The 19,645-nt window shown below is 40.2% G+C and carries 19 protein-coding genes; 7 read left to right on the top strand and 12 right to left on the bottom strand.

The window, feature by feature from the left end:
* Nucleotides 1-477: integrase core domain-containing protein (locus U868_RS0119470; RefSeq protein ID WP_025154731.1), on the top strand; the 477-nt coding region annotated here is incomplete at its 5' end.
* 22 nt (nt 478-499) lie between these two features.
* Here the strand turns inward: U868_RS0119470 and U868_RS25595 are convergent.
* The 10 genes from U868_RS25595 to U868_RS0119415 form a co-directional block, all read right to left on the bottom strand.
* Complete coding sequence (locus U868_RS25595) at nt 500-1,648, bottom strand: hypothetical protein (protein ID WP_162817261.1); 1,149 nt, start codon at nt 1,646-1,648, stop codon at nt 500-502.
* A gap of 769 nt (nt 1,649-2,417) precedes the next feature.
* Nucleotides 2,418-5,033: a fimbria/pilus outer membrane usher protein gene (locus U868_RS0119460; RefSeq protein ID WP_025154729.1), complete on the bottom strand. Its 2,616-nt coding sequence runs from the start codon at nt 5,031-5,033 to the stop codon at nt 2,418-2,420.
* A 4-nt stretch (nt 5,034-5,037) separates the two neighbouring features.
* Entirely contained in the window at nt 5,038-5,856 is an 819-nt protein-coding gene (locus tag U868_RS0119455) for a fimbrial biogenesis chaperone (RefSeq protein WP_025154728.1), read from the bottom strand.
* Nucleotides 5,853-6,617 (bottom strand): fimbrial biogenesis chaperone, encoded by a 765-nt coding sequence (locus tag U868_RS0119450; RefSeq protein WP_025154727.1) that lies wholly within the window; start codon nt 6,615-6,617, stop codon nt 5,853-5,855. The genes U868_RS0119455 and U868_RS0119450 overlap by 4 nt, the downstream gene beginning before the upstream one ends.
* Nucleotides 6,618-6,635: 18 nt before the next feature.
* A complete protein-coding gene (locus tag U868_RS0119445) occupies nt 6,636-7,283 on the bottom strand; it encodes a hypothetical protein (RefSeq protein ID WP_025154726.1) in 648 nt (215 codons plus the stop codon).
* Nucleotides 7,284-7,299: 16 nt separating this feature from the next.
* Complete coding sequence (locus U868_RS0119440) at nt 7,300-7,896, bottom strand: fimbrial protein (protein WP_025154725.1); 597 nt, start codon at nt 7,894-7,896, stop codon at nt 7,300-7,302.
* Entirely contained in the window at nt 7,883-8,623 is a 741-nt protein-coding gene (locus tag U868_RS0119435; RefSeq protein WP_025154724.1) for a fimbrial biogenesis chaperone, read from the bottom strand. The genes U868_RS0119440 and U868_RS0119435 overlap by 14 nt, the downstream gene beginning before the upstream one ends.
* Before the next feature lie 126 nt (nt 8,624-8,749).
* Nucleotides 8,750-9,325, bottom strand: a complete 576-nt coding sequence (locus U868_RS0119430) for a hypothetical protein (protein ID WP_162817259.1) — start codon at nt 9,323-9,325, stop codon at nt 8,750-8,752.
* 71 nt (nt 9,326-9,396) lie between these two features.
* Nucleotides 9,397-9,702: a helix-turn-helix domain-containing protein gene (locus tag U868_RS0119425; protein WP_025154722.1), complete on the bottom strand. Its 306-nt coding sequence runs from the start codon at nt 9,700-9,702 to the stop codon at nt 9,397-9,399.
* A gap of 1,114 nt (nt 9,703-10,816) precedes the next feature.
* A protein-coding gene (locus U868_RS0119415; RefSeq protein WP_115660444.1) for an IS3 family transposase occupies nt 10,817-11,916 on the bottom strand; the annotation gives its coding sequence in 2 pieces (ribosomal slippage) (nt 10,817-11,664 and nt 11,664-11,916; 1,101 coding nt in all).
* A 469-nt stretch (nt 11,917-12,385) separates the two neighbouring features.
* Between U868_RS0119415 and U868_RS0119405 the strand changes: the two genes are divergently transcribed.
* The 6 genes from U868_RS0119405 to U868_RS24760 all read left to right on the top strand — a co-directional run bounded on the left by U868_RS0119405 (nt 12,386) and on the right by U868_RS24760 (nt 18,268).
* Complete coding sequence (locus tag U868_RS0119405; protein ID WP_025154720.1) at nt 12,386-12,667, top strand: helix-turn-helix domain-containing protein; 282 nt, start codon at nt 12,386-12,388, stop codon at nt 12,665-12,667.
* A gap of 141 nt (nt 12,668-12,808) precedes the next feature.
* Complete coding sequence (locus tag U868_RS0119400) at nt 12,809-13,336, top strand: fimbrial protein (protein WP_025154719.1); 528 nt, start codon at nt 12,809-12,811, stop codon at nt 13,334-13,336.
* Between the two features lie 61 nt (nt 13,337-13,397).
* Complete coding sequence (locus U868_RS0119395) at nt 13,398-14,063, top strand: fimbrial biogenesis chaperone (RefSeq protein ID WP_025154718.1); 666 nt, start codon at nt 13,398-13,400, stop codon at nt 14,061-14,063.
* 84 nt (nt 14,064-14,147) lie between these two features.
* The gene (locus U868_RS0119390) at nt 14,148-16,655 is read left to right on the top strand and encodes a fimbria/pilus outer membrane usher protein (protein WP_025154717.1); all 2,508 of its coding nucleotides are present in this window, start codon (nt 14,148-14,150) and stop codon (nt 16,653-16,655) included.
* A gap of 6 nt (nt 16,656-16,661) precedes the next feature.
* On the top strand, nt 16,662-17,699 hold the full coding sequence (locus tag U868_RS24765; RefSeq protein WP_080694396.1) for a fimbrial protein: 1,038 nt from the start codon (nt 16,662-16,664) through the stop codon (nt 17,697-17,699).
* A 56-nt stretch (nt 17,700-17,755) separates the two neighbouring features.
* Nucleotides 17,756-18,268, top strand: a complete 513-nt coding sequence (locus U868_RS24760; protein ID WP_071997739.1) for a fimbrial protein — start codon at nt 17,756-17,758, stop codon at nt 18,266-18,268.
* 436 nt (nt 18,269-18,704) lie between these two features.
* On the opposite strand, the gene U868_RS0119385 is transcribed toward U868_RS24760, so the two are convergent.
* Both U868_RS0119385 and U868_RS23780 read right to left on the bottom strand, forming a co-directional pair.
* A complete protein-coding gene (locus U868_RS0119385) occupies nt 18,705-19,190 on the bottom strand; it encodes a hypothetical protein (RefSeq protein WP_162817258.1) in 486 nt (161 codons plus the stop codon).
* Nucleotides 19,159-19,645: hypothetical protein (locus tag U868_RS23780; RefSeq protein WP_036412144.1), on the bottom strand; the 487-nt coding region annotated here is incomplete at its 5' end. The genes U868_RS23780 and U868_RS0119385, both read right to left, overlap by 32 nt.

The following is a 19,645-nucleotide window of genomic DNA, read 5'->3' as shown; positions in this document are numbered from 1 at the left end:
GTTTTTCGGGGGGATTACCGCACGGCTGCAAACACACTAGATTTTATCGATTGTGTTATTGAAGAAATGCCTTTCCCAATACAGCGCTTTCAGACAGATCGGGGGAGAGAGTTTTTTGCCGTTAAAGTTCAGGAAAAATTGAAAGAATACGGAATCAAGTTTCGTCCAAATAAACCAGCTTCACCTCATCTTAATGGCAAAGTTGAACGTTCCCAAAAGACAGATAAAGCTGAATTTTATGCTACCGTCGACATCTCAGCGGATGGCTTGGAAGCGCTGCTGGCAGAATGGCAGCATTATTATAATCGGGAACGACCTCACAGCGCTCACAACGGTAAAACACCGATGGAGCGCTACTTTGAACTTGCTGAACAAACGCCATATTCTGATGCTGTTCACGCAAACTATCAGCCTAATGAAGAGCATATACAGGAACAGAATTACAAGCTTGAACTTGAACTGAGAAAATTGAAGTGATATCTATGAATCACACATATTATCACTTATATAAAAATTTAAGTGTGGCAGCACCTTGATATTTTCCTGGTGCGGTTATAGATGTTCCACATGCAATCCAAGATAATGATGTTTTCATATTGGAATAACGCACCGGTAATGCCCCTCCTTTTCCTGGCGAATTCCAATATAAAATATTATCGTCTGCAGATACTAAACATGAAGCATTCCCCCCTGTTTTCGTCGTACCCCTCACAATGATACCGTCCCCATTAATTGAAGGGATACCTCCAGTTGGTACAAGTGCCATTCCTGTCCCATCACTTGTTGGTAACCCACTGATTACTGTCATTTCAATTCGCATTTGAGTTGGCTCAGGGCCCACGCATGTCCAATTTAATGTAGACGACGCAGGTGTATTTAGCTCCAAATCCACTGAAGCCGGGTGACTAATTGAACATGAAGTCACTCGCTGAGGAACTGTAAAATAATCATTCTGGGTGAGATACATGTAAGAAAATTTATTGCTGTTTGTATCCACAATTCCTTGAACAATACGAACATTTGGCAAGGAATACGTGCCTGGAACAACACTCATTGGTACATACACATTTACCGTAAGTGCTGTATCCATAGTTTCATTTAGATCATATCCCATCCCAAGCCAATCGGCATATCCGCTATCACCGATAGTCCGGTTACTACTGCACCTATCCGCCGCTTTGGGTGTCGCGTATCGGTTGTAGACTCCGGCACGACCACTCGCGTTAAACTGCCCCTGTGCGGAAAACCAAAATCCCCCTCTAGTTCCATAATAACCATTACAGCGTAAACGACTCCACCCACTCCAACTGCCGGTTAAATACATCACGCACCCAGAACAGCCGGTGATTGCCCATCCTGTATAACCGTTAGCGATAAATGGTGCTATTCCCCCAGTGTTTGGCCCAGAGTCAACTCCCCCGAAAATCGGAATCGTATATGCACTTGACGATGTCAACGTACTGTCAGGGGACGCTAGTTGTGCAGGAAAGCTGTTTAATTTTATCGAAATTGTAGCTAATTGAGACGTTTCGCCATAGCCATGGTAAGCATAAGTTGCCCCGTAAGCATTATTAATAAAAACACAAGTAATAAGCACTGGCCAGCCTATTTTTTCTAAATTAATACTAACGTTATTTAAAATTTTCATGATATCTCTATTGTCTGTTAATGACTCATTTCCACTGGAATCATAAATCATCCGTCATATACATTTACATTATGTTAATAACAGTTAGAAAGTGTGTTTTTCGCAACTTGGGAGTAGATTTTCATGCGAAGGCCAAGATAAGTCATCAAACATTGCCTCAGGAGCTCACTCTCGGCCAACATTTGACGTTTCAGGTTTACATTACCTTCGACTACTCCATTACTCAATCTGCTGCTTATCGCTTCGAGTATTGCTGTTGTATTGGCCTCCATACCAAATACAATACTCTGAAGATCAATGGCTCTACTTTGACTGTTGTCGAAGAGATATTGATTTAATTATAATTTATTCTTCGTTTTCAACATTCGATAGAAATCTAGCGGCAGCTGTTGCTCAACTTTCAGTTGCGGTTCTTTCTGGCACATTGATTCGATGAAGCGGGATACATAGTTTTTTCCTCTGATCATTCGCCAGGGTATTAACCAACAGCCAGCCCATTATGCTGAGGGGAGTGAGTCCCTGGCGATAACGGGACTGTTAACTGGCTTACGCAGCTTAGCCACAGAAACTCTGTCCGTTGTTTGACCAAGCATTAACCACCTCCACATAGCTGCCCGGTGTTATGGTTACCGTTTATCCATAACTTAAAGCAACTTAGATCTTTGTTAACTAAAAAGCTTCATCAATTTTTGTCCACCTAAGCAGCAGAGGGCTCAGTTTTGCAGCGTTGGTCGCACATTACTCATTGAATACATTATTGGAATATCTATTACGTCTCATTCATGCACCTCAACGTTATCTGACGTAGACCAATACCCGATGAAACTGCAAGCTTACTTAAATCAAACGGTACCTCACATCGCTGTTTCTTCGCGTTTCCCCATGTCACCGCTAAGGTGCCATTTTCTGGTAAACCCGACAGATACACCTGGCCACCATCTCCCACAATACTTTCGGTCTCTTTACCATCTGGCGCGTTCATCAAACTTACATTCGCTCCAAAGGGAACAACACTGTCCTGAAATTTTAACGTCATCAATACTTGGTACCCTACCCGTGTCGCAAATGTTGCTTCAACTACAGCGCCTTGGGTCGGGTAGACATTGATATTCGATTGCACCAACTCCACATCGTCGGGTAAGGTACTCGGGTCTAATCCAATGCTATTCTTGCTGTATGGCGTTAAGTACGGTGCAATAGCATAACCACGCCAATCAGTTTTCGTACCCCCGTTCATCACGCTTACACCCGGTGCATCTGTAGCATGCACTATCGCTATAGAATCCCCCAACGTATCGGCAAACGTGATACCACCACGGTGCAACACTGCCCCACCGTTAGCACTGAGGTTAAGAGTCCGGTTATGGCTGCTGTAGCTGTACCCCACATTCACATTGCCTTTGGTTCCCCTATAACCAATGTTCGCGTTACTGTTTGATTCTTGCCCCTGATTTCCCCAACCTTGAGACAAACTGTAGTTGAACCCTGAGTCCGGCACATTACCACTCAAACCCACCTGATTTTGCGTACGGCCTTCGTTATCATGTGTTATCGAGGCCGTTGCATAAATCGACTGCAGCGCAGGGGAATATCCGAACAGGCTAAACGGTACACTGACGCTGAATGAGATTTGACGGTTTTCAGGCCAATTCCCTTCACTATCTTTGATGCGATCAATATTGTAGTACGTGCTAAAGCCAATACCTTTCCACGTATTACTGTAACCCAGTGACAAACCAGTTACGGTCGGGCTACTGCCCCAATAATCATCGCGGCTTAACCGACCGTTCAGTGCCCCCCATTCGGCGAGACTTTGGCTGAGTTGTGTTTGGAAACTTGATCGGCGACGCTGACTAGACCACGGATTGGTCCCGTCTCTGAGGTGATACCCTTCGTTGTTAAATTCACTGAAGTTATAGTAATGCGCCGTCGAATAACGCAGTGCCGTTAAATCCACCGACGTTCCCGTCGAGGTTAAGCTTTTTGAATACCGCACGCGATACGATTGCCCCATCTGTCGCTCACCGTCCTGGAAATCAGAGGATGAGTGCGTCACATCGGTGGAAAGGGCCCCCGCCCTCGCTAACGATATTCCTGCCCCCGAACTGACCGCATAAAAATTTTTGGACAATAATGTCCCACCGTAGGTGGTAATGTTATTGGATAATCCATATACCCCAGTCAGTAATACAAAATCCGATTGACGCGACTTATCCGTCGTATTCCCCGAATAGCGGCCAGCGGACATTTCATACCTCCAACCGCCTGTACGCAGCATCACCGGTAAGGATGAATACGGCACCACAAATTTACGCTCCGCGCCATCCGCCTCGGTTATCGTGACATCGAAGTCGCCAGATAAGCCCGATTGCTGAATGTCTTTGATGTCAAACGGCCCCGGCGCCACATAAGTTTCATAGACAATACTTCCGTTCTGGCGGACGGTAATGCGCGCATTGCTATTGGCTATCCCCGCGATAGAAGGCGCGAAGCCACGCAATTGGTTCGGTAACATCTGCTCATTGTCACTCAGCTTAAATCCTTTAAACGGAAAGCTGTCTAAAATATCGCTGCCCGTGGTCGTTTCCCCCGCTTCCAACGTACCTGCCCAGCGTCGAATATCCCGCGATAAATAGGTGTTTGAGAAGTTAGTTTCACTGTGACGCTGATTATTTTGGCGACCACGCCCCTGATAATTTAAATACGTGTAGGTCAGGGTACTGTGCAATCTCCAGGGTCCCGCGTTACCACGTAAATATAAGGATGAAAAGATGTTCTCTGCCGTGGTACTCATGTTTCCGGAGGTACTTTGAGTCTGTCCACCGCTCAGGGTGTAGTTGGTTAACAGCGCTGACACCCCATCCTCCCATTGACTCGCATCAACCCAATTACTGTAATCGGACTGCATCGCCACCTGTGGTACACTGAAGTCTACGCATAAGTTTTCCAAATCAGGGCGTACCTTAGCCCCGGCAATATAATGGGCTAAATCGTCAATTCGTTCCGTGCGGGGTAACTTATTTAAATCCGGAATTTGCGGGACATTGACCCCCCACACCTCAAGCTGCTTCGGGGTAAACTGCGGCATTAACTTCCCGTCAGCATTGAGTTTAAATGTGAGCGTTGCGTCCCCCACCGCACGTTGATTTATGTAAACGGTGACTTGGTATTGGCCTTCCTTCCCTCCCCCCGTATGGCTAAATGCGGATAAATCGACACCATTCAGGTTGCCTGCGCCCCCTAAGAATGTGGGGTCAAAATAATCTGCGGCCCACAATGCCTGTAAATGTAAATAAAGTACTAAGGTGATAACTGAGTAACAAAAAACGCGGTGCATTCTGGTGTTGAGCGGGAACGATGTCATAGACTGAGTTTCCTTTAGCATGATTTCACTCCCCTTGTTGCTTTTGGATAAGTGAAGCCGAGGAGCTCAACATCCGTGTCAGAGGTTCTGTTTTTCCACCAATGTCAGTTATGATACGCCAAGTCAGCATTCCTTGTGCGTCGGAGGCAGGTAAAGGATACGTCCGTTGTCCAAAAGGGGGGACCATGTCAAAAAGCGCATCGCCATCAATTTCATGAGCAGCAAACGCCAAGGTGTCAAACGTCACGTAAAATGCGGAGGGATTTTTCACCACAAGTTTTTTGTCGTGATAACTAAACTGCAAGGCTTTAGCAACCTGTACCGCGTCGTAGGGGGGTAATTCCGAGGGCCGGTAAAACAGCTTTAACGTATACTGCAAGGCGAAGACCATCTTCACGTTTTGCTTCGGAAGTGTTGCCTTTGAGGCCTTGTCAGCAACTGAAGGTAATGGCTGGCCGGGTATCCCCTTAACGTGGAATCCAAACACCGATTCGCGGTCGGTCGGCAGTGCTTTTTGGGTCTTGCGAATACGTAATGTCGACGTCTCTCCCGCGTCAAGGCGTTTGAGCGGAGGCGTTACGATAAAGGGAGATGCAAGAGTAGTATCATCTGAGGTTTTAGCATCCCACGGTGTTACCCGTGACTGAATTAAATAAGACTCAGGTGCGTTATTGGTCACCGCAAACGTGATACCCTGCACTGCCTTTTCTGGGTAAATTACACGCATTACCGATAGCTGCAATCCTTTTTGTGGTTGCGCATTTGCCGGCAACGTACCCTGAACCCCCAGTAAAGAAAGAAGCCACGGAGCCCAAAAAAATTGCCTCAATGTTACAGTGGTCATTGGTGCAGCTCCTTCAGATGGGGGGGCGCTAATTGCACAGTTGTAAGGTAAACTTGACTATCCCCTCCCAAATCATTAATCACGCTGTAACGCATTTCACGTCCGGGGGACACCCCTTTCAATGTCACTTGTGAATATGGAGCCAGCATAGGCCCCGCCAGTGCAACATCCAGTTCCCGACCATCGCGCTGCAAGGAACTGAGTGTGATGTAATACGGAGTTGGGTTATGCACCACCGTCTGTCCCGATTGAGCGTAAAATGTCAATCGCTCTTGCGCAGCTTCAGCAGCAGAAATTAAGCCACTTGGTCGATAAAACAATTTAATCACGGTGTTCAGTCCGATAGAAACTTGAGTACTGTTCTTGTCGGTTGGCTTTGTCGCTGGGATAGCTAAAAAACTCAAATAAAAGACCGACTCACGATCTGTGGGGAGTGATGTAGTACTTTGTGTGAATATGCGGACCGAATAACGAGCTTGCGGCTCTAAACGAAATAACGGAGGGGTCACCACAAATGGGGTTGATACCATTAATGTATTGTTTTTTTCTGTTAGTGACGTGATAACTTGTGCTTTTATCAAGTAGGTATTGTCCCCCTTGTTATCAATACCCGCAATCACACTTTTTTGCTTTTCAGGAAAGATGACTCGCGTTTGTGGCAAACTCAATCCTTCAGCCAAAACGGACGAAGATATCCCCATCATCAGCAAAGCTAAACCCAATGCGCGGATTGAAAATAAAAAAGTCTGAAAACCAAACATTCTGTCCTCTGATAAAAATTAATCGTACACTAGCTGAAACATAATACTGGCTTTAAAGCCCCCGGCAGTATGTCCCGGACTGCTTGTGCACGGTGAGTAATTGCCACACGAGAGCTGAGCCAGAAGCGTTAAGGTCGAGTTATCGAGTGACCCCAGCGTTTTTCCACTTTTAGCGGTAAGCTGCCCCCCTCCATTATCCCCACTGATGGACGCAATATTTGCCATATCAGTAAAATTAGTGTTGCCCATCACCGATAACTTAACGCCATATCCCACCGAGGGGGTTGTCGTCACCGGCTTGTCAGCAAAATACAGTTCACTTCCCCCTAACATCACGGTGCGTCCTGTCACGGTAATGGACGGTGTTCGGATAAGGCTCCCGTTGGCACATCCAGAAAAAGTGATATTGACCTCATCGCTGACCGTTCCAATCTCAACCGCTTCCGGTGAAATGATTCCCCCTGGCTGTTTGGTGTTGAGGTTCAAGGTGTTAGGTACGTTAATGGTGCACGTTGGCGCAACCACCGTTGTGGCAAAGTTGATATTCACTGAGTCGGCCGCCAGGGTAGTGAGGCTCCATCCGGTACTGATGGCAAGGCTTAAGATAACTATCCATGAAGAGAAACGGTACGCAGAAGCACAACATAATTGAATACGTTCTCTCATCAATGTCTTCTCCTCGTTAAGGAATTGCTACTGTGATGGTTAATGTGCTTTTAAATTTCCCTGCCAGAACATTGGTTGTTGGCCATACGCCCACTAATCCAACCCATAACACCTGCTCAACAGGGTTTTGCGTCTGGGTGACGGGGATAATATTTGCCTGCACTCCCGCTTGCACAGCATCACCCGCCATACCTTGGCTGTAAAACGAGCTTAATGCCGGCGGAGTATCTCGGGTCTGAGCCATCGTGGCAGGGTGCACCATAAACCCCACGCCATTACCACCCGGTTGATTGGCTGGAGGGTCTAAAAAGACCCGTGCATTATTGGCGTATGTTATTCCCTCAATACTCACGGTTGGCGTGCGAATGTAATTGCACTTTACTCTCATTTTCAGGGGTAAAATTTCTACAGTCGCGCCTGCTGAAAACTGTGCAGGTACCGTCGGGGTAAAGGTCAGGGTAGAGGTATCAAACACCACTTCACACATCGCATCCATAATGGTAGCCGTCACCTGTAAGGTGCGGGGTGTTCCGAGTCCAGTGCTGGCAATTACCTCAGTCATTGACAGGACGATGAGTAGTCCCCCTAAAGCGTCACCTTTAGTGAGCCTCATCAGAAAATTCCTCACGGCCACCAAAATCATTAATCGCAGCCCACTGAATCAATCCCACTTGTGTTGGCACATTGGCGACTGTTATCTGTGAAAATGGGGCTATCATGCCTTTAGTGGTCGTTTTAGTGATCGGGACCCCTTTGCCCCCGAGCAATAACCACGCCAGCGTGATGTAATATGGTGAGGGATTTTTGATCACGAGTTTTGTCCCCTGATGGGTGAATTGCAATTGCCCCATGGCATCACGCTGCGTTATTAATAAACCATTAGGTCGATAAAATAATTTTATGATGTTCCCGGTCGCCACAATAAGCTGCCCCTGGGAACGGCTGTTGTCCGTCATAATCACCTCTGATGTTGCCGGCAGGGCAGAGGCGCTCAAATAAAACAGGGTTTCACGGTCTGAGGGTAAATCTGTCCGAGTCGGCATCACGCGCAGTTGTTGGGTATGCCCAGGCTCTAATCGAAAAACGGGCGGCACAACCACAAAAGTGGCATCACCTTGGGCTTCTTGTACATGCGTTGTGGTTTTTACCCGCACCAAATAAGGGGTTAAGGACTCAGGTTCACTCATAATCCCAATCCTCGCCCCTTTTCCCTGATCCATTGGGGTGACTATCAGGCGGGTGCTATCCAAAGATATTCCCGCGGACACTAAGACGGGCCACAATGCCACCAAAAGTAAGTAATGGGTATAAGGACGTATAGGATGAAATAAGGTGGTCATATCGCTCTACACTCACATTTGAAGCTAATCAACTGACGACTCCCTCGCCGTAAGGAAGTAAAACAAAGGAAAGGCATTCCCTTTCCCCCTGGCAATTTAAGTTATCACTTGACATCACGTCACAAATTAAGGGGTGACATAAGAAATGGAGATAGGTGCCGTATATACACCTGCAGCTGGTGTGGCGACCATCGAGGCCATCCCAACTTTATAGGTATAAATCAACGAATCATTACCCGTACCCAGTGGTTTGTTAACTTTTTCGAGATTTTGTACAGCATCGGAACTGCTCGAACCGCCTTCTTTTAAGACCATAAAACCGGTTTTCGTGTCGCTTCCCACGAAAATATTGTTATTTCCGTTCGCTGCCACATTACCCGTGATGATAAGATCACCATCGGTTGCAATATCATAATCGCCAACTGGGTTTGGTGTGGTACAGTTTTTCAAATCAACCACCATCGGCACTAACGGGCTAGTTGCAAGCCCGTTAACGGTGGTAAAGGCGCCAACCGTATGGACACCGGTATCCACTGTAGTACCGCCGGCAGTCCCGTTAATATCAACCGTACACGTCACTGAAGATATAGTGCCCATTAGGGTGACTTTACCTGCGTTAGGTGCGGGTGCTGTCGCAGCGAATGCACCCGCACAGGTCAAAGAAGAAAAAACAAGCGCAGTTAGTACGTTTTTAGTGTACATAATCATATCCTTAAATTTTAATTATAGATAAAACAACCTTATTTATTATTGGCAATAATCCCAGGCGTCATTTAAACGTTACAATAGTGCCATTTTATTCCCGTGTAGTTTGTCGTATTTTTATTATCATAAAAAAACACCTCAAGCATTTTCATAAATTCCCAGATACTGATATTAAGCGCACCTGCTATTTTACTTACCTGGTCCAACGTTAATCTTGTTTCACCACGCTCGTAGCGAGAAATCTGCTGCTGGCTTATCCCCACCAGTCCGCCTAAAATCTCACCGCTCATCCCTCTGCCTGTCCTCAGTTCTTTAATCAGGACACCGGCGTTTTTATATAATAATGAATCATACGGAAATTCAGTTCTGCTCATGATAACTCCCCCCTGTTTTCTGTTTATTCCGGAATATATGTAGCCATAACAATCACCGTCAGGAAAATATTCTGTCACCGGAATAAAAAGATAAATAATGTAACCGGTCCGGTAATAACATACTCTGAGCTCCCGGCGGGGTATTGCCGCAAAGAAATTGCGGTATTATTGTACAGAAAAAACAGTGATGTCCCGCAGGAGACGTTACTGTAAAGCGTGCTCAGTGATTAAAATTAAAACTTAATGCCTAGGTGTGCGCCTATATCACTGTAATCATTTTCCCCTTTAGTCCCAGAGACTTCCGCTGGGTACTCAGGCGACCCGCGGTTTTCGCTTCCACAGCAATTTTAAGCTCCATATTTAATGCATCATTACCGTTTCCGTTCATCTGTACCGCATACTCTTTGGTGTTTATGCAGCCAGTTCGACTCAATACGGTAAGCTTGCTGTGGGCTAGCCCTGCCTGCGGTATTATTTTCTTCGTTATCCCTACCGAGAAATGTTATTTTTTTAAAAATCGATGGGGTTTTTATTTAATATCTGGGTTAGAGACCACAAATAAAAAACAATTATATTTTAATAAAAAAATATTATCGTACATTGAATAATGCACGGTAAAATCACACAATTAAGAGAAAAAAAATAAATAATATAATGAAAAAAACCATAAACCAACTTTGTCTTTCTTTAACTAAAATATATCCTCCCCCCTGAAAGGGGTAAAGACGTTTGTACCATTGAATAAAACTTATTTGATAGTTAAAAGCTATCAATTAATTGAAATTGATCGTTAATACAGATCAAAAGTAAACCGCATCGTCGATGAAAATCGACGTATCGATATGTTATTTAACAAAAAATATAAAAACACACGCATTGATATATCCATAACGATCGCTCTGTTATTTTTTATTTTTCCACATCAGTACATAGCGCACTGAAAACAAGAAATACAAAAAAAAACATTTTGAAATAAACTTGGAGCATAACTACCATTTTATTTTTTCATTATTTACCTATTTTTTTTATATTTGATCTATTCCCTAAATCAGAGCCAGGCTAAATCAGAGATCTGAGCCTTTTGATCTCCTCCCAAAATCAGCGCCAGGTTAAATCAGAGATCCGGACCTTTTTGCAGACTTCGGATGAATTCCTCCGGAGTCTGGTTATTTAATGAGGAATGGGGTCTTTGCCGGTTATATTCCTGCCGCCAGCATTCGATCTTTTCCTGCGCATCTTCCAGCGACAAGAACCAGTGAACGTTCAGACACTCGTCACGGAAGCTGCCATTAAAGGATTCGATTAACGCATTGTCCGTCGGTTTTCCGGGCCGGGAGAAGTCCATCGTTACCCCGTTTTCATATGCCCATTTATCCAGCGCCTTTGAGATAAATTCGCTGCCGTTGTCGGTCTGAAACCGTTCGGGAACGCGGTGCTGTAACTGCTTCAGACGCGCCATTACCGCAACCACATCGTCACCCCGCAGACCCTGTCCAACTTCTATCGCCAGACATTCCCGACTAAAATTATCGACTACAGTCAGCGCCCGGATCCGGCGCCCGTTGAACAGATTATCAGCAACGAAATCCATACTCCAGCACTGATCGGCTGCCGTCACTGCCGGACGCTCCTGTCTGTGCCTGGCTGTGACATGTCGGCGTGGCCGCTTTGTCCGCAGGTTCAGCCCTTCCTGACAATAAATACGGTGGGTTTTCTTATGGTTAATCAGCCAGCCTTCCCGGCGCAGCAGGATATGTATGCGCTGCACGCCGTAGCGGATGCGGATTTCCGCTATTTCCCTTATCCGCTGCGTGACTGCGCGGTCGTCACGCCGGCTTTGATAGTGGTAGACCGTGCGGCTCTGCATCATCAGACGACAACCACGCCGCAGCCCGATAAGGTAGGCCTCCAGCAACCAGGTTACCGCCTCCCGCTTCTGCGCCGGTCTCAGAACTTTTTTTTGATGACCTCCTGCAGCATCTCTTTGTCCAGACTCAGATCTGCCACCAGGCGCTTCAGACGCTGGTTTTCTTCCTCAAGCTGTCTCAGGCGGCGAAGTTCCGTCACACCCATACCACCGAATTTTTTCTTCCAATTGTAAAAAGTGGCTTCAGAAATACCCATTTTTCTGCACACTTCCTCTACCCGGGTACCGGTTTCAGCCTGTTTCAGGGCAAATGCGATCTGTTCTTCGGTATAACGTGTCTTTTTCATGTCAGATGACCTCTTTTTTCAGGAGAAGAAAGGCCGGAAACTCTACTTTATACCGGTACTGAAGAAAGGGAAGAGATCACCATTAGCCCTAAAACTCTACCTATTATGATGACTCTATATTGAATACATCACATTAATTTGAAATGAATGGAAAATTATTAGTTAAATAATACCTTAATAAGATATTATTTTTCTTATTAATGCGATAATTATTTACCGTCAACATCAATAGAGCGTATACTTGTATCAACAAACAAAAATAACATCATGATAACTTAACCATTATAAATCAATCCATAATTCATCAGTAAGCTTAGCTTGTAGCTATTTGTAACTTAGTTTGACTTGTAACGGTTAAAGATTAATATAGCGGTATTAAAGGTAATTTAAGCATGGAAAATAAAACTTATTTCAATGAGGCTGAATTAAAAAAACAAACCATAGGGTTTTAGTTTTAGCTACAATTAAAATGAAAGAAGATAAAATCAGAAAGATTGAAATTAAAAAAGCCATCGGAAAGACAATACGTTTTTATAGAAAACGTATTGGATTATCAGGAAAGCAGCTTGCGGATTTATTGAGAATATCTCAGCAGCAGGTTTCTCGTTACGAGCTAGGTTTTTCATCTGTTGATGTTTATACACTAATTACAATTGCTGAATTATGTGATACATCTTTTATTAATTTATTAAATCATATGATTGATGTGGCGGGAAATAATAACTCAATAAAGGAAGGTAAAATATTTTAGTTAAAATCAAAATGTAAATATATTTAGTTAATGGGGGTGTGTTTAATTATCAATACCACATAAAAATACAATAATTAGTATTTAATTTAAAAAAATTTATTAAAAATAATATCGATAAACCATAAATAAAGGTAATGTAAAATGAAAAAAACACTATTGGCGTCTTTATTGACTTCAGTAACATTTATATGCAGTTATGCGAATGCAGCTGATGGTCAAATCAAATTTAGTGGCTCTGTAATTGATAATGCCTGTGATGTTACTAATAATCTAGCTAACCCATTAAATGTAAACATGGGGAAAATCAGTAAATCCGTATTTAATAATGCGACAGGGGTTACAGCCTCCAGTTCTACCTTTAGTTTAGTTCTTAAAAATTGCCCGAATACCGTGAGTGGTGCTCAAATCAAGTTTGATGGCACCTCCGCTAGTGGTGATAATAATGTTCTATCTCTTACTCAAGAAACAGGCGTTGCAAAAGGTATAGGCATACAATTAACAGATGATACGAATACTGTTATTCCTTTATATTCCGCATCTAAAAATTATGAGCTTAAACCAAATAAAGAAAATGAATTAAATTTTATAGCAAGATATATTTCAATTTCTGATGATGTTGAACCAGGAGCTGCGAATGCCGTAGCTAACTTTACAATAAATTATAACTAAAATATAGTTATATTCCAAGCTGCCATAAAACCATGGCAGCATACATTGAATTATGATATATATGAAAAAAATAATCAACCTAACAATTATATTATTATTAACCTACTCTAACTTTATACATGCTGGCGTTATTGTTGGAGGAACTCGTATTATATATGATGATTCAAAAAAAGAGTCATCATTAAGTGTAACTAACACAGATAATAATCCATACTTAATTCAGGCATGGATTGAATCAACTGATGCTGTAAAGCCTCCGTTTATCATTACCCCCCCACTATTTAAGCTAAATGAAAAACAGCAAAATATACTCCGAATTGCATATATTGGAACTGATTTACCTACAGATAGAGAATCTATGTTTTGGATTAACATCAAGGCAATCCCATCATCACAACATAGTGACAAAAATACACTACAAATTGCTGTGAAAACTAGAATAAAGCTTATTTATAGACCAAAACAATTAAAAGAAAACCCAGAAAAAGAAAGCAATAAACTTATTTGGAAACGTGTAGGAACGGAATTACAAATTACTAATCCATCTGCATTTTATATGAATTTCCATGATGTCACTATTAATGGTAAGAAAATTAAAGAAATAAATTATATGGCTCCTAATTCTACGAAAACATTTCTACTCCCTGATAACTATTCAAATACTGTTAGCTGGAGCCTAATTAATGATTACGGAGGTAGAGGGATAGTGCATCAAAATAGTTTTTAGGCTCGTATTGAAAGGTTTAACCAACATAACCCCCCCCATCAATATAGTTAATCATTTTTATTTATTTAATGATACGGGTGTAGTATGAATAAAATAATAAACAATGCAAAAATTACATTTCTTATTCAGGGTTTCTTTCTTTTTTTTTATATTTTCAATGTAAATGCAAAAGAATATTTTAATCCTGAATTTATTTTAATGGAAGGGAGTGATACTAAACACGTCGACCTAAGTTATTTTGAAAAAAACAACTACGAAGTACCTGGTTATTATTATGTTGAAATTTATATAAATAACAAATACCTCAAGACTGAAAGTGTTTTTTTTGAATTTAATAACAATGAGAAAAATGAAAGTCTACAACCATGTATAAGCATAATTGAGCTTAAAAACATAGGTATTAAAACAGAGATGTTCCCTGAATTAAAAAAGGAAGGTTCAAAATGCGCTATACTAACTGCTATACCATATGCTAGCGCTAATTTTTTATTCAACACGCAGCAACTTAAATTAAATATACCACAGTCGGCCTTTGTTGTTGGCGCTCGAGATTATATACCTGAAAAAAACAGAGACAATGGTATAAACGCATTTTTACTTAATTACAGTATTAATGGTAATAATATCATTCGAAATTCAGAAAATACTACAAATCGCAATTTTTTTTCTAATGTTCGTCCAGGTCTAAATTTAGGAACATGGAGAGTAAGAAATTATTCAACTATATTTAATAATCCAACGGTTGGAACCCAGTGGAAAAGTATTTATACATATATAACTAGGAATATAAATATCATTAATAGCCAATTAGTAATAGGTGATAGTTCGTCACCTAGTGATATATTTGATAGTGTACCATTCCGTGGAATTCAATTAGCATCTGATGATGAGATGGTTCCAGATAGCCTTAAAGGTTACGCACCTATAGTTCGCGGTACTGCGCACACAAATGCAGAGGTTATTATTCGCCAGAATGGATATATTATATATCAAAGCTTTGTTCCAGCAGGCCTTTTTGAAATTAAAGATATGTATCCTACTGGAGGAAGTGGTGACTTATTTGTTACGATAAAAGAATCTGATGGTAGTGAGCAAAATATTGTGGTGCCATATGCATCTCTGCCCATTTTACAACGTGAAGGCAGTATTAAATATTCTTTAACTAGTGGTCAGTACAGAAGTTATTCAAATTCTAATGATACTCCTTTGTTTACGCAAGGAACTTTAATTTATGGGTTGCCCTATGGTTTAACTATATACGGTGGGGCTCAATTATCTCATTTTTATCAATCTGCAGCACTCGGAATTGGTAAAAATATGGGTAATTTCGGTGCCTTATCACTAGATATGACTATGTCAAATGCATTAAGGGAAAACAGCAATGTAAAGTACAAAGGACAATCTTGGCGGATACGATATAGTAAAAATATTATTGAAACTGGAACTAATTTATCTATCGCTGGATATCGCTATTCAACACCTGAATATTTAGATTTTACCGATGCTTTGAATACTTATGAATTAATAGCTCAAAAACGAAACCGTTCAGAAATGATAGTAAATCAGTCATTAGGTGAAAAAATAGGTTCTATCTCTTTAAGTTGGGTTGAAGAGGATTATTGGAATGAACGTAACTCAATGCGTTCGATAGGCTTGGGCTACCTTAATAGCTGGAATGGTATTAATTATGGTATTAATTATTTTTATAACCAAAATTCCAGTTCTAAAATTGGACACCATTATGATGCTGATCAGCAAATTGCTATCAATATTAGTCTTCCATTAGATAAATGGATGAATAATAGTTATGGAAGTTTTAATATTAACTCTAGTAAAAATGGAAACTCCTCGTATACCACCGGAGTTAACGGTACTGCCTTTGAAGACAATAGTTTAAGTTGGGGAATACAACAAAGCCATACTAATAATGGTGGCGGTAATAGTGGAAGTATTAACACTAACTATCGCTCAACCTATGGTGAAATAAGTAGTGGATATAATTATGATAAATATAATCAACAATTCCAATATGGAGCACGTGGTGGAATTATTATACATGAGGATGGTATTACTTTTGGTCAATCATTAGGAGAAACTATTGTTCTTGTTAAAGTTCCAGAAGCATCAGGAGTCAGTCTTAATTCTGGGGTTGGAGTAAGCACTGATTGGCGCGGTTATACAATAGTTCCTTATGCAAGTCCTTATCGAAACAATTTAATTCAATTAAATACAGAAAGCTTACCTGAAAATATTGATATTGAAATAGCAAGTCAGAGTGTTGTCCCTACTCGAGGTGCTGTTGTTAGAGCTAATTTTGATACACAGGTTGGTAGACGTGTATTAATGACAGTACATAAGAAAAATGGCGAAGTTGTTCCATTTGGAGCATCTGTGACTGATATTAAAAATAATCCCATTAAATCATTTATCGTGGATGACCATGGTAAAGTGTATTTAACAGGAAGTCCTGAGACTGGTTTGTTAAATGTACAGTGGGGAACCGGCACTGAACAGCATTGCCGAGTTAAATATTCATTGAAAAATACGAAACAAGTAAATGGCATAATTCTACTTGAAGGGCTGTGCGAGTAACCACTTATGAAAATCACATTATTTATACAAAAGATATGCATTATACTAATAGTATTAAGTTCTGGGTTTGTATCATCTAAATCAATAGCTAATGGCTGTGTTCCTGATAGTAAATCCCCGCAAATCTTTCGACCCTATTTTTCTTATTCATTAAAAGATCCATCAGATAATCAGTCAGGAACAAAAATAGACAATGCTTATATCTGGTCGTTAGGAGGTACTTACTCCGTGACTTGTACTCCTATTGATGCTCCAGGTACTGTACATTTTACTGCATTAGCTCCTAACCTCACCTCTGGAATAAGTATTGGCGATTTACATTATTTCCATGTAAATAAATACCTTCAGGTTTCGACAGAAATATTTATCGGTGGAAGTAGATATGAGTATTTACCTGTACCATTTAATGACGAATCAAATCTAAGGGAAACTAAAGGTTCTATTAATTTGCCTTTTGATTCTGGTAGTAGGGGTCGAGTTAATCTATATTTTACTAGACCTTTTGTTGGAGAGGTAATTATACCGCCAACTGAAATAGCAACACTCTATGGCTCATTTCCAGGTAAAGGTCAGTTAGGAGATATACCCCTTTCGCGTATTTTTTTATCCGGAAAAGTTATTGTTCCCCAATCTTGCAATATTAATGCTGGGAATATAATTACTATTGATTTAGGAAATATAGGGGCGTCGAGTATTACTCGAAAAGGAATGCCACCAGAAGGATATAATTATAGAGATCTTAATATCACTATGAAATGTAATAATATCTCAGATGGAGTAGATGTAACTCTTAGTTTAAGTGGTTCGATTTCAATAAGTGAACCTAATATGCTAGAAAGTTCCAATAAAGATATCGGTATTCATATTACTGATAGTAATGGTAACACCTTAAAGCCAAATGAATCTAACTTACCTGTTTTAATGGATTATCCATCGCAAACAGGGAGTGCTTTAATGAGATTATCTCCCGTAAACACTACGGGAAAACTACCAGAAAGTGGTAGTTTTCAATCTTTACTGATACTAAATGCTGAAATTAACTAAATTAATATATCACTTATTTTAATTTTCGTTCAATTAATATTGATAGGTTTAATAAAATGAAGATACCAATAAAAAAAATATTACTTATACTCGCAATTAACAATACTTGTTCTCTTGCTGCCTCAACTAGTGTTGAAATAACAGGAGAAATTTTTGCTGAACCATGCAAATTCACAAATAACAATAGTGAGCTTAAAATAAATTTAGGGAATAATATTTTTTCTACATCTCTTGCTTCTGCTGGTTCAGGTTCTCAACCAATACCTTTTAAATTAGAATTAACAGAATGTCCTTTAGGAGTATCTCATGTTACAGCTACCTTTAATGGAAATCCGGACAATAATATTCCTACAATGTATAAAAATATTGGTGACGCAACCAATTTAGCGATTGAAGTTTCTGATATTACAACAGGGAAAATTATAGGTAATAATGAATCAATTACGCAGCCTATTGATATTAATAGGAGTGTGACGTATTTATTAAGTAGTCGAGTATATACTGAAAAAGGTAACGTGAATCCTGGATCGATAAATTCACTTGTACAAGTCACCTTCACATATAATTAAGGTACTGGCAATACCTGAGTGAAGGGCTATCCTGAGCTAAAAGATTGGGCTTGTTGCAATAATAAATTAGCGTGTTTTTTGCTCAAAACTCATTAGGGGTTTCAGGCTAAAACGGCCTCTACATTGAATAATCGATTCATAAAGGGGGTTTGCATTTAATTTTCTGCTGGGTGGTCCTGTGGGACTTCTTGGTTATGGATTGATAATTGCCTGATCGACGATAAATTAGTTGAAGAGGCGAATAAATTGATAGGTATTTAATTAACAATCATAAAAAGGCTGTTTATTTTGCTGCTAACAGCCTTTTTATAAATAAAGTAATCATGAAAATCATCGGCACATTCATAGAGCGTGAACACTACCTATGGTGATGATCTCTATATTTAATACACGATCCAAACTTTGGACTTTTCGATGAAATGAGCGCGAAGCCCATTTATGGATTTGTCTTACAGTAAAGTACGGGACTTAGTCCTTGATAAATAATAATATCATCGTTATCTAGTTTTTTGATTGAAAAGGCAATCTCTGATTTCTCTGCTATAAAAAAAATAGGGAGAATGTTAATAATATCAATGTTTTTAAGAATAGATTTAGGGGATACAGATATATTATCAGAATAAAGATGAAATATATTATCATAATAATCATAACTATAAGTTCTTGATATTTTAAATGGTAAATTTACCGCATCATTATCTTTATAATCAGCTACAATTAAAATATATCCTTTGTTATCTTTTTGCTTAATACTTATAGATGTGAATATTGTTTTATTTTCAAGTACAGCCTGATACTCCGCCGTGCAATTTATGACCTCTTCATTTTTTAATGAAAAAAAAATAATAATTATTGACGCAAAAAAAACACTAAAATTAATTTTAGTTTCATTAATTCTCACTCCTATAATAGGATGAACCACAATCTAAATTTTCATCAATTTTATTTTTATTGCAAGAAAATACTCTAACTTCTTTTTGAAACCTAGATATATATACATATCTGTATGGGTATTCTTTACATGATATAGTTTTTATATTTGAGTTAATCCAATTTTCATTCTTTTTGTTAAATTCAATATTTTTTTCATTTATATAAATGTTGCACCCATTTTCTGATTTGATGTATTCATATCTATTAATAAAATCATTTTTTTTATTAAAAAAATGGGTTATATTCTTATTAAAGAAAAATACAAAAAAAAACGCAATGTAAGATATAACGATAAGATTTAAAGAAAAAGGCAATATCTTATTCTTTAATTCCTTCCGATTAAATCCTATATAGTGCTTTATATCTGTATCTGTATCTGTATCTGTATCTGTATCTGTATCTGTATCTGTATCTGTATCTTTATCTTTATCTTTATCTGTATCT

This window comes from Morganella morganii H1r (assembly GCF_000633515.1).
In the GTDB taxonomy this organism is placed as follows: domain Bacteria; phylum Pseudomonadota; class Gammaproteobacteria; order Enterobacterales; family Enterobacteriaceae; genus Morganella; species Morganella morganii_B.
This window is presented reverse-complemented; position numbering and strand designations above follow the sequence as displayed.

Excerpts from the sequence above, each read along its gene's own strand:
- U868_RS24765 (WP_080694396.1), top strand. The coding sequence starts at position 16,662 with ATGAAAATCACATTATTTATACAAAAGATATGCATTATACTAATAGTA.
- U868_RS0119455 (WP_025154728.1), bottom strand. The coding sequence starts at position 5,856 with ATGACCACTGTAACATTGAGGCAATTTTTTTGGGCTCCGTGGCTTCTT.
- U868_RS0119395 (WP_025154718.1), top strand. The coding sequence starts at position 13,398 with ATGAAAAAAATAATCAACCTAACAATTATATTATTATTAACCTACTCT.
- U868_RS0119405 (WP_025154720.1), top strand. The coding sequence starts at position 12,386 with ATGAAAGAAGATAAAATCAGAAAGATTGAAATTAAAAAAGCCATCGGA.
- U868_RS0119445 (WP_025154726.1), bottom strand. The coding sequence starts at position 7,283 with ATGAGAGAACGTATTCAATTATGTTGTGCTTCTGCGTACCGTTTCTCT.
- U868_RS0119435 (WP_025154724.1), bottom strand. The coding sequence starts at position 8,623 with ATGACCACCTTATTTCATCCTATACGTCCTTATACCCATTACTTACTT.
- U868_RS0119450 (WP_025154727.1), bottom strand. The coding sequence starts at position 6,617 with ATGTTTGGTTTTCAGACTTTTTTATTTTCAATCCGCGCATTGGGTTTA.
- U868_RS25595 (WP_162817261.1), bottom strand. The coding sequence starts at position 1,648 with ATGAAAATTTTAAATAACGTTAGTATTAATTTAGAAAAAATAGGCTGG.
- U868_RS0119425 (WP_025154722.1), bottom strand. The coding sequence starts at position 9,702 with ATGAGCAGAACTGAATTTCCGTATGATTCATTATTATATAAAAACGCC.
- U868_RS0119400 (WP_025154719.1), top strand. The coding sequence starts at position 12,809 with ATGAAAAAAACACTATTGGCGTCTTTATTGACTTCAGTAACATTTATA.
- U868_RS24760 (WP_071997739.1), top strand. The coding sequence starts at position 17,756 with ATGAAGATACCAATAAAAAAAATATTACTTATACTCGCAATTAACAAT.
- U868_RS0119390 (WP_025154717.1), top strand. The coding sequence starts at position 14,148 with ATGAATAAAATAATAAACAATGCAAAAATTACATTTCTTATTCAGGGT.
- U868_RS0119460 (WP_025154729.1), bottom strand. The coding sequence starts at position 5,033 with ATGCTAAAGGAAACTCAGTCTATGACATCGTTCCCGCTCAACACCAGA.
- U868_RS0119440 (WP_025154725.1), bottom strand. The coding sequence starts at position 7,896 with ATGAGGCTCACTAAAGGTGACGCTTTAGGGGGACTACTCATCGTCCTG.
- U868_RS0119430 (WP_162817259.1), bottom strand. The coding sequence starts at position 9,325 with ATGTACACTAAAAACGTACTAACTGCGCTTGTTTTTTCTTCTTTGACC.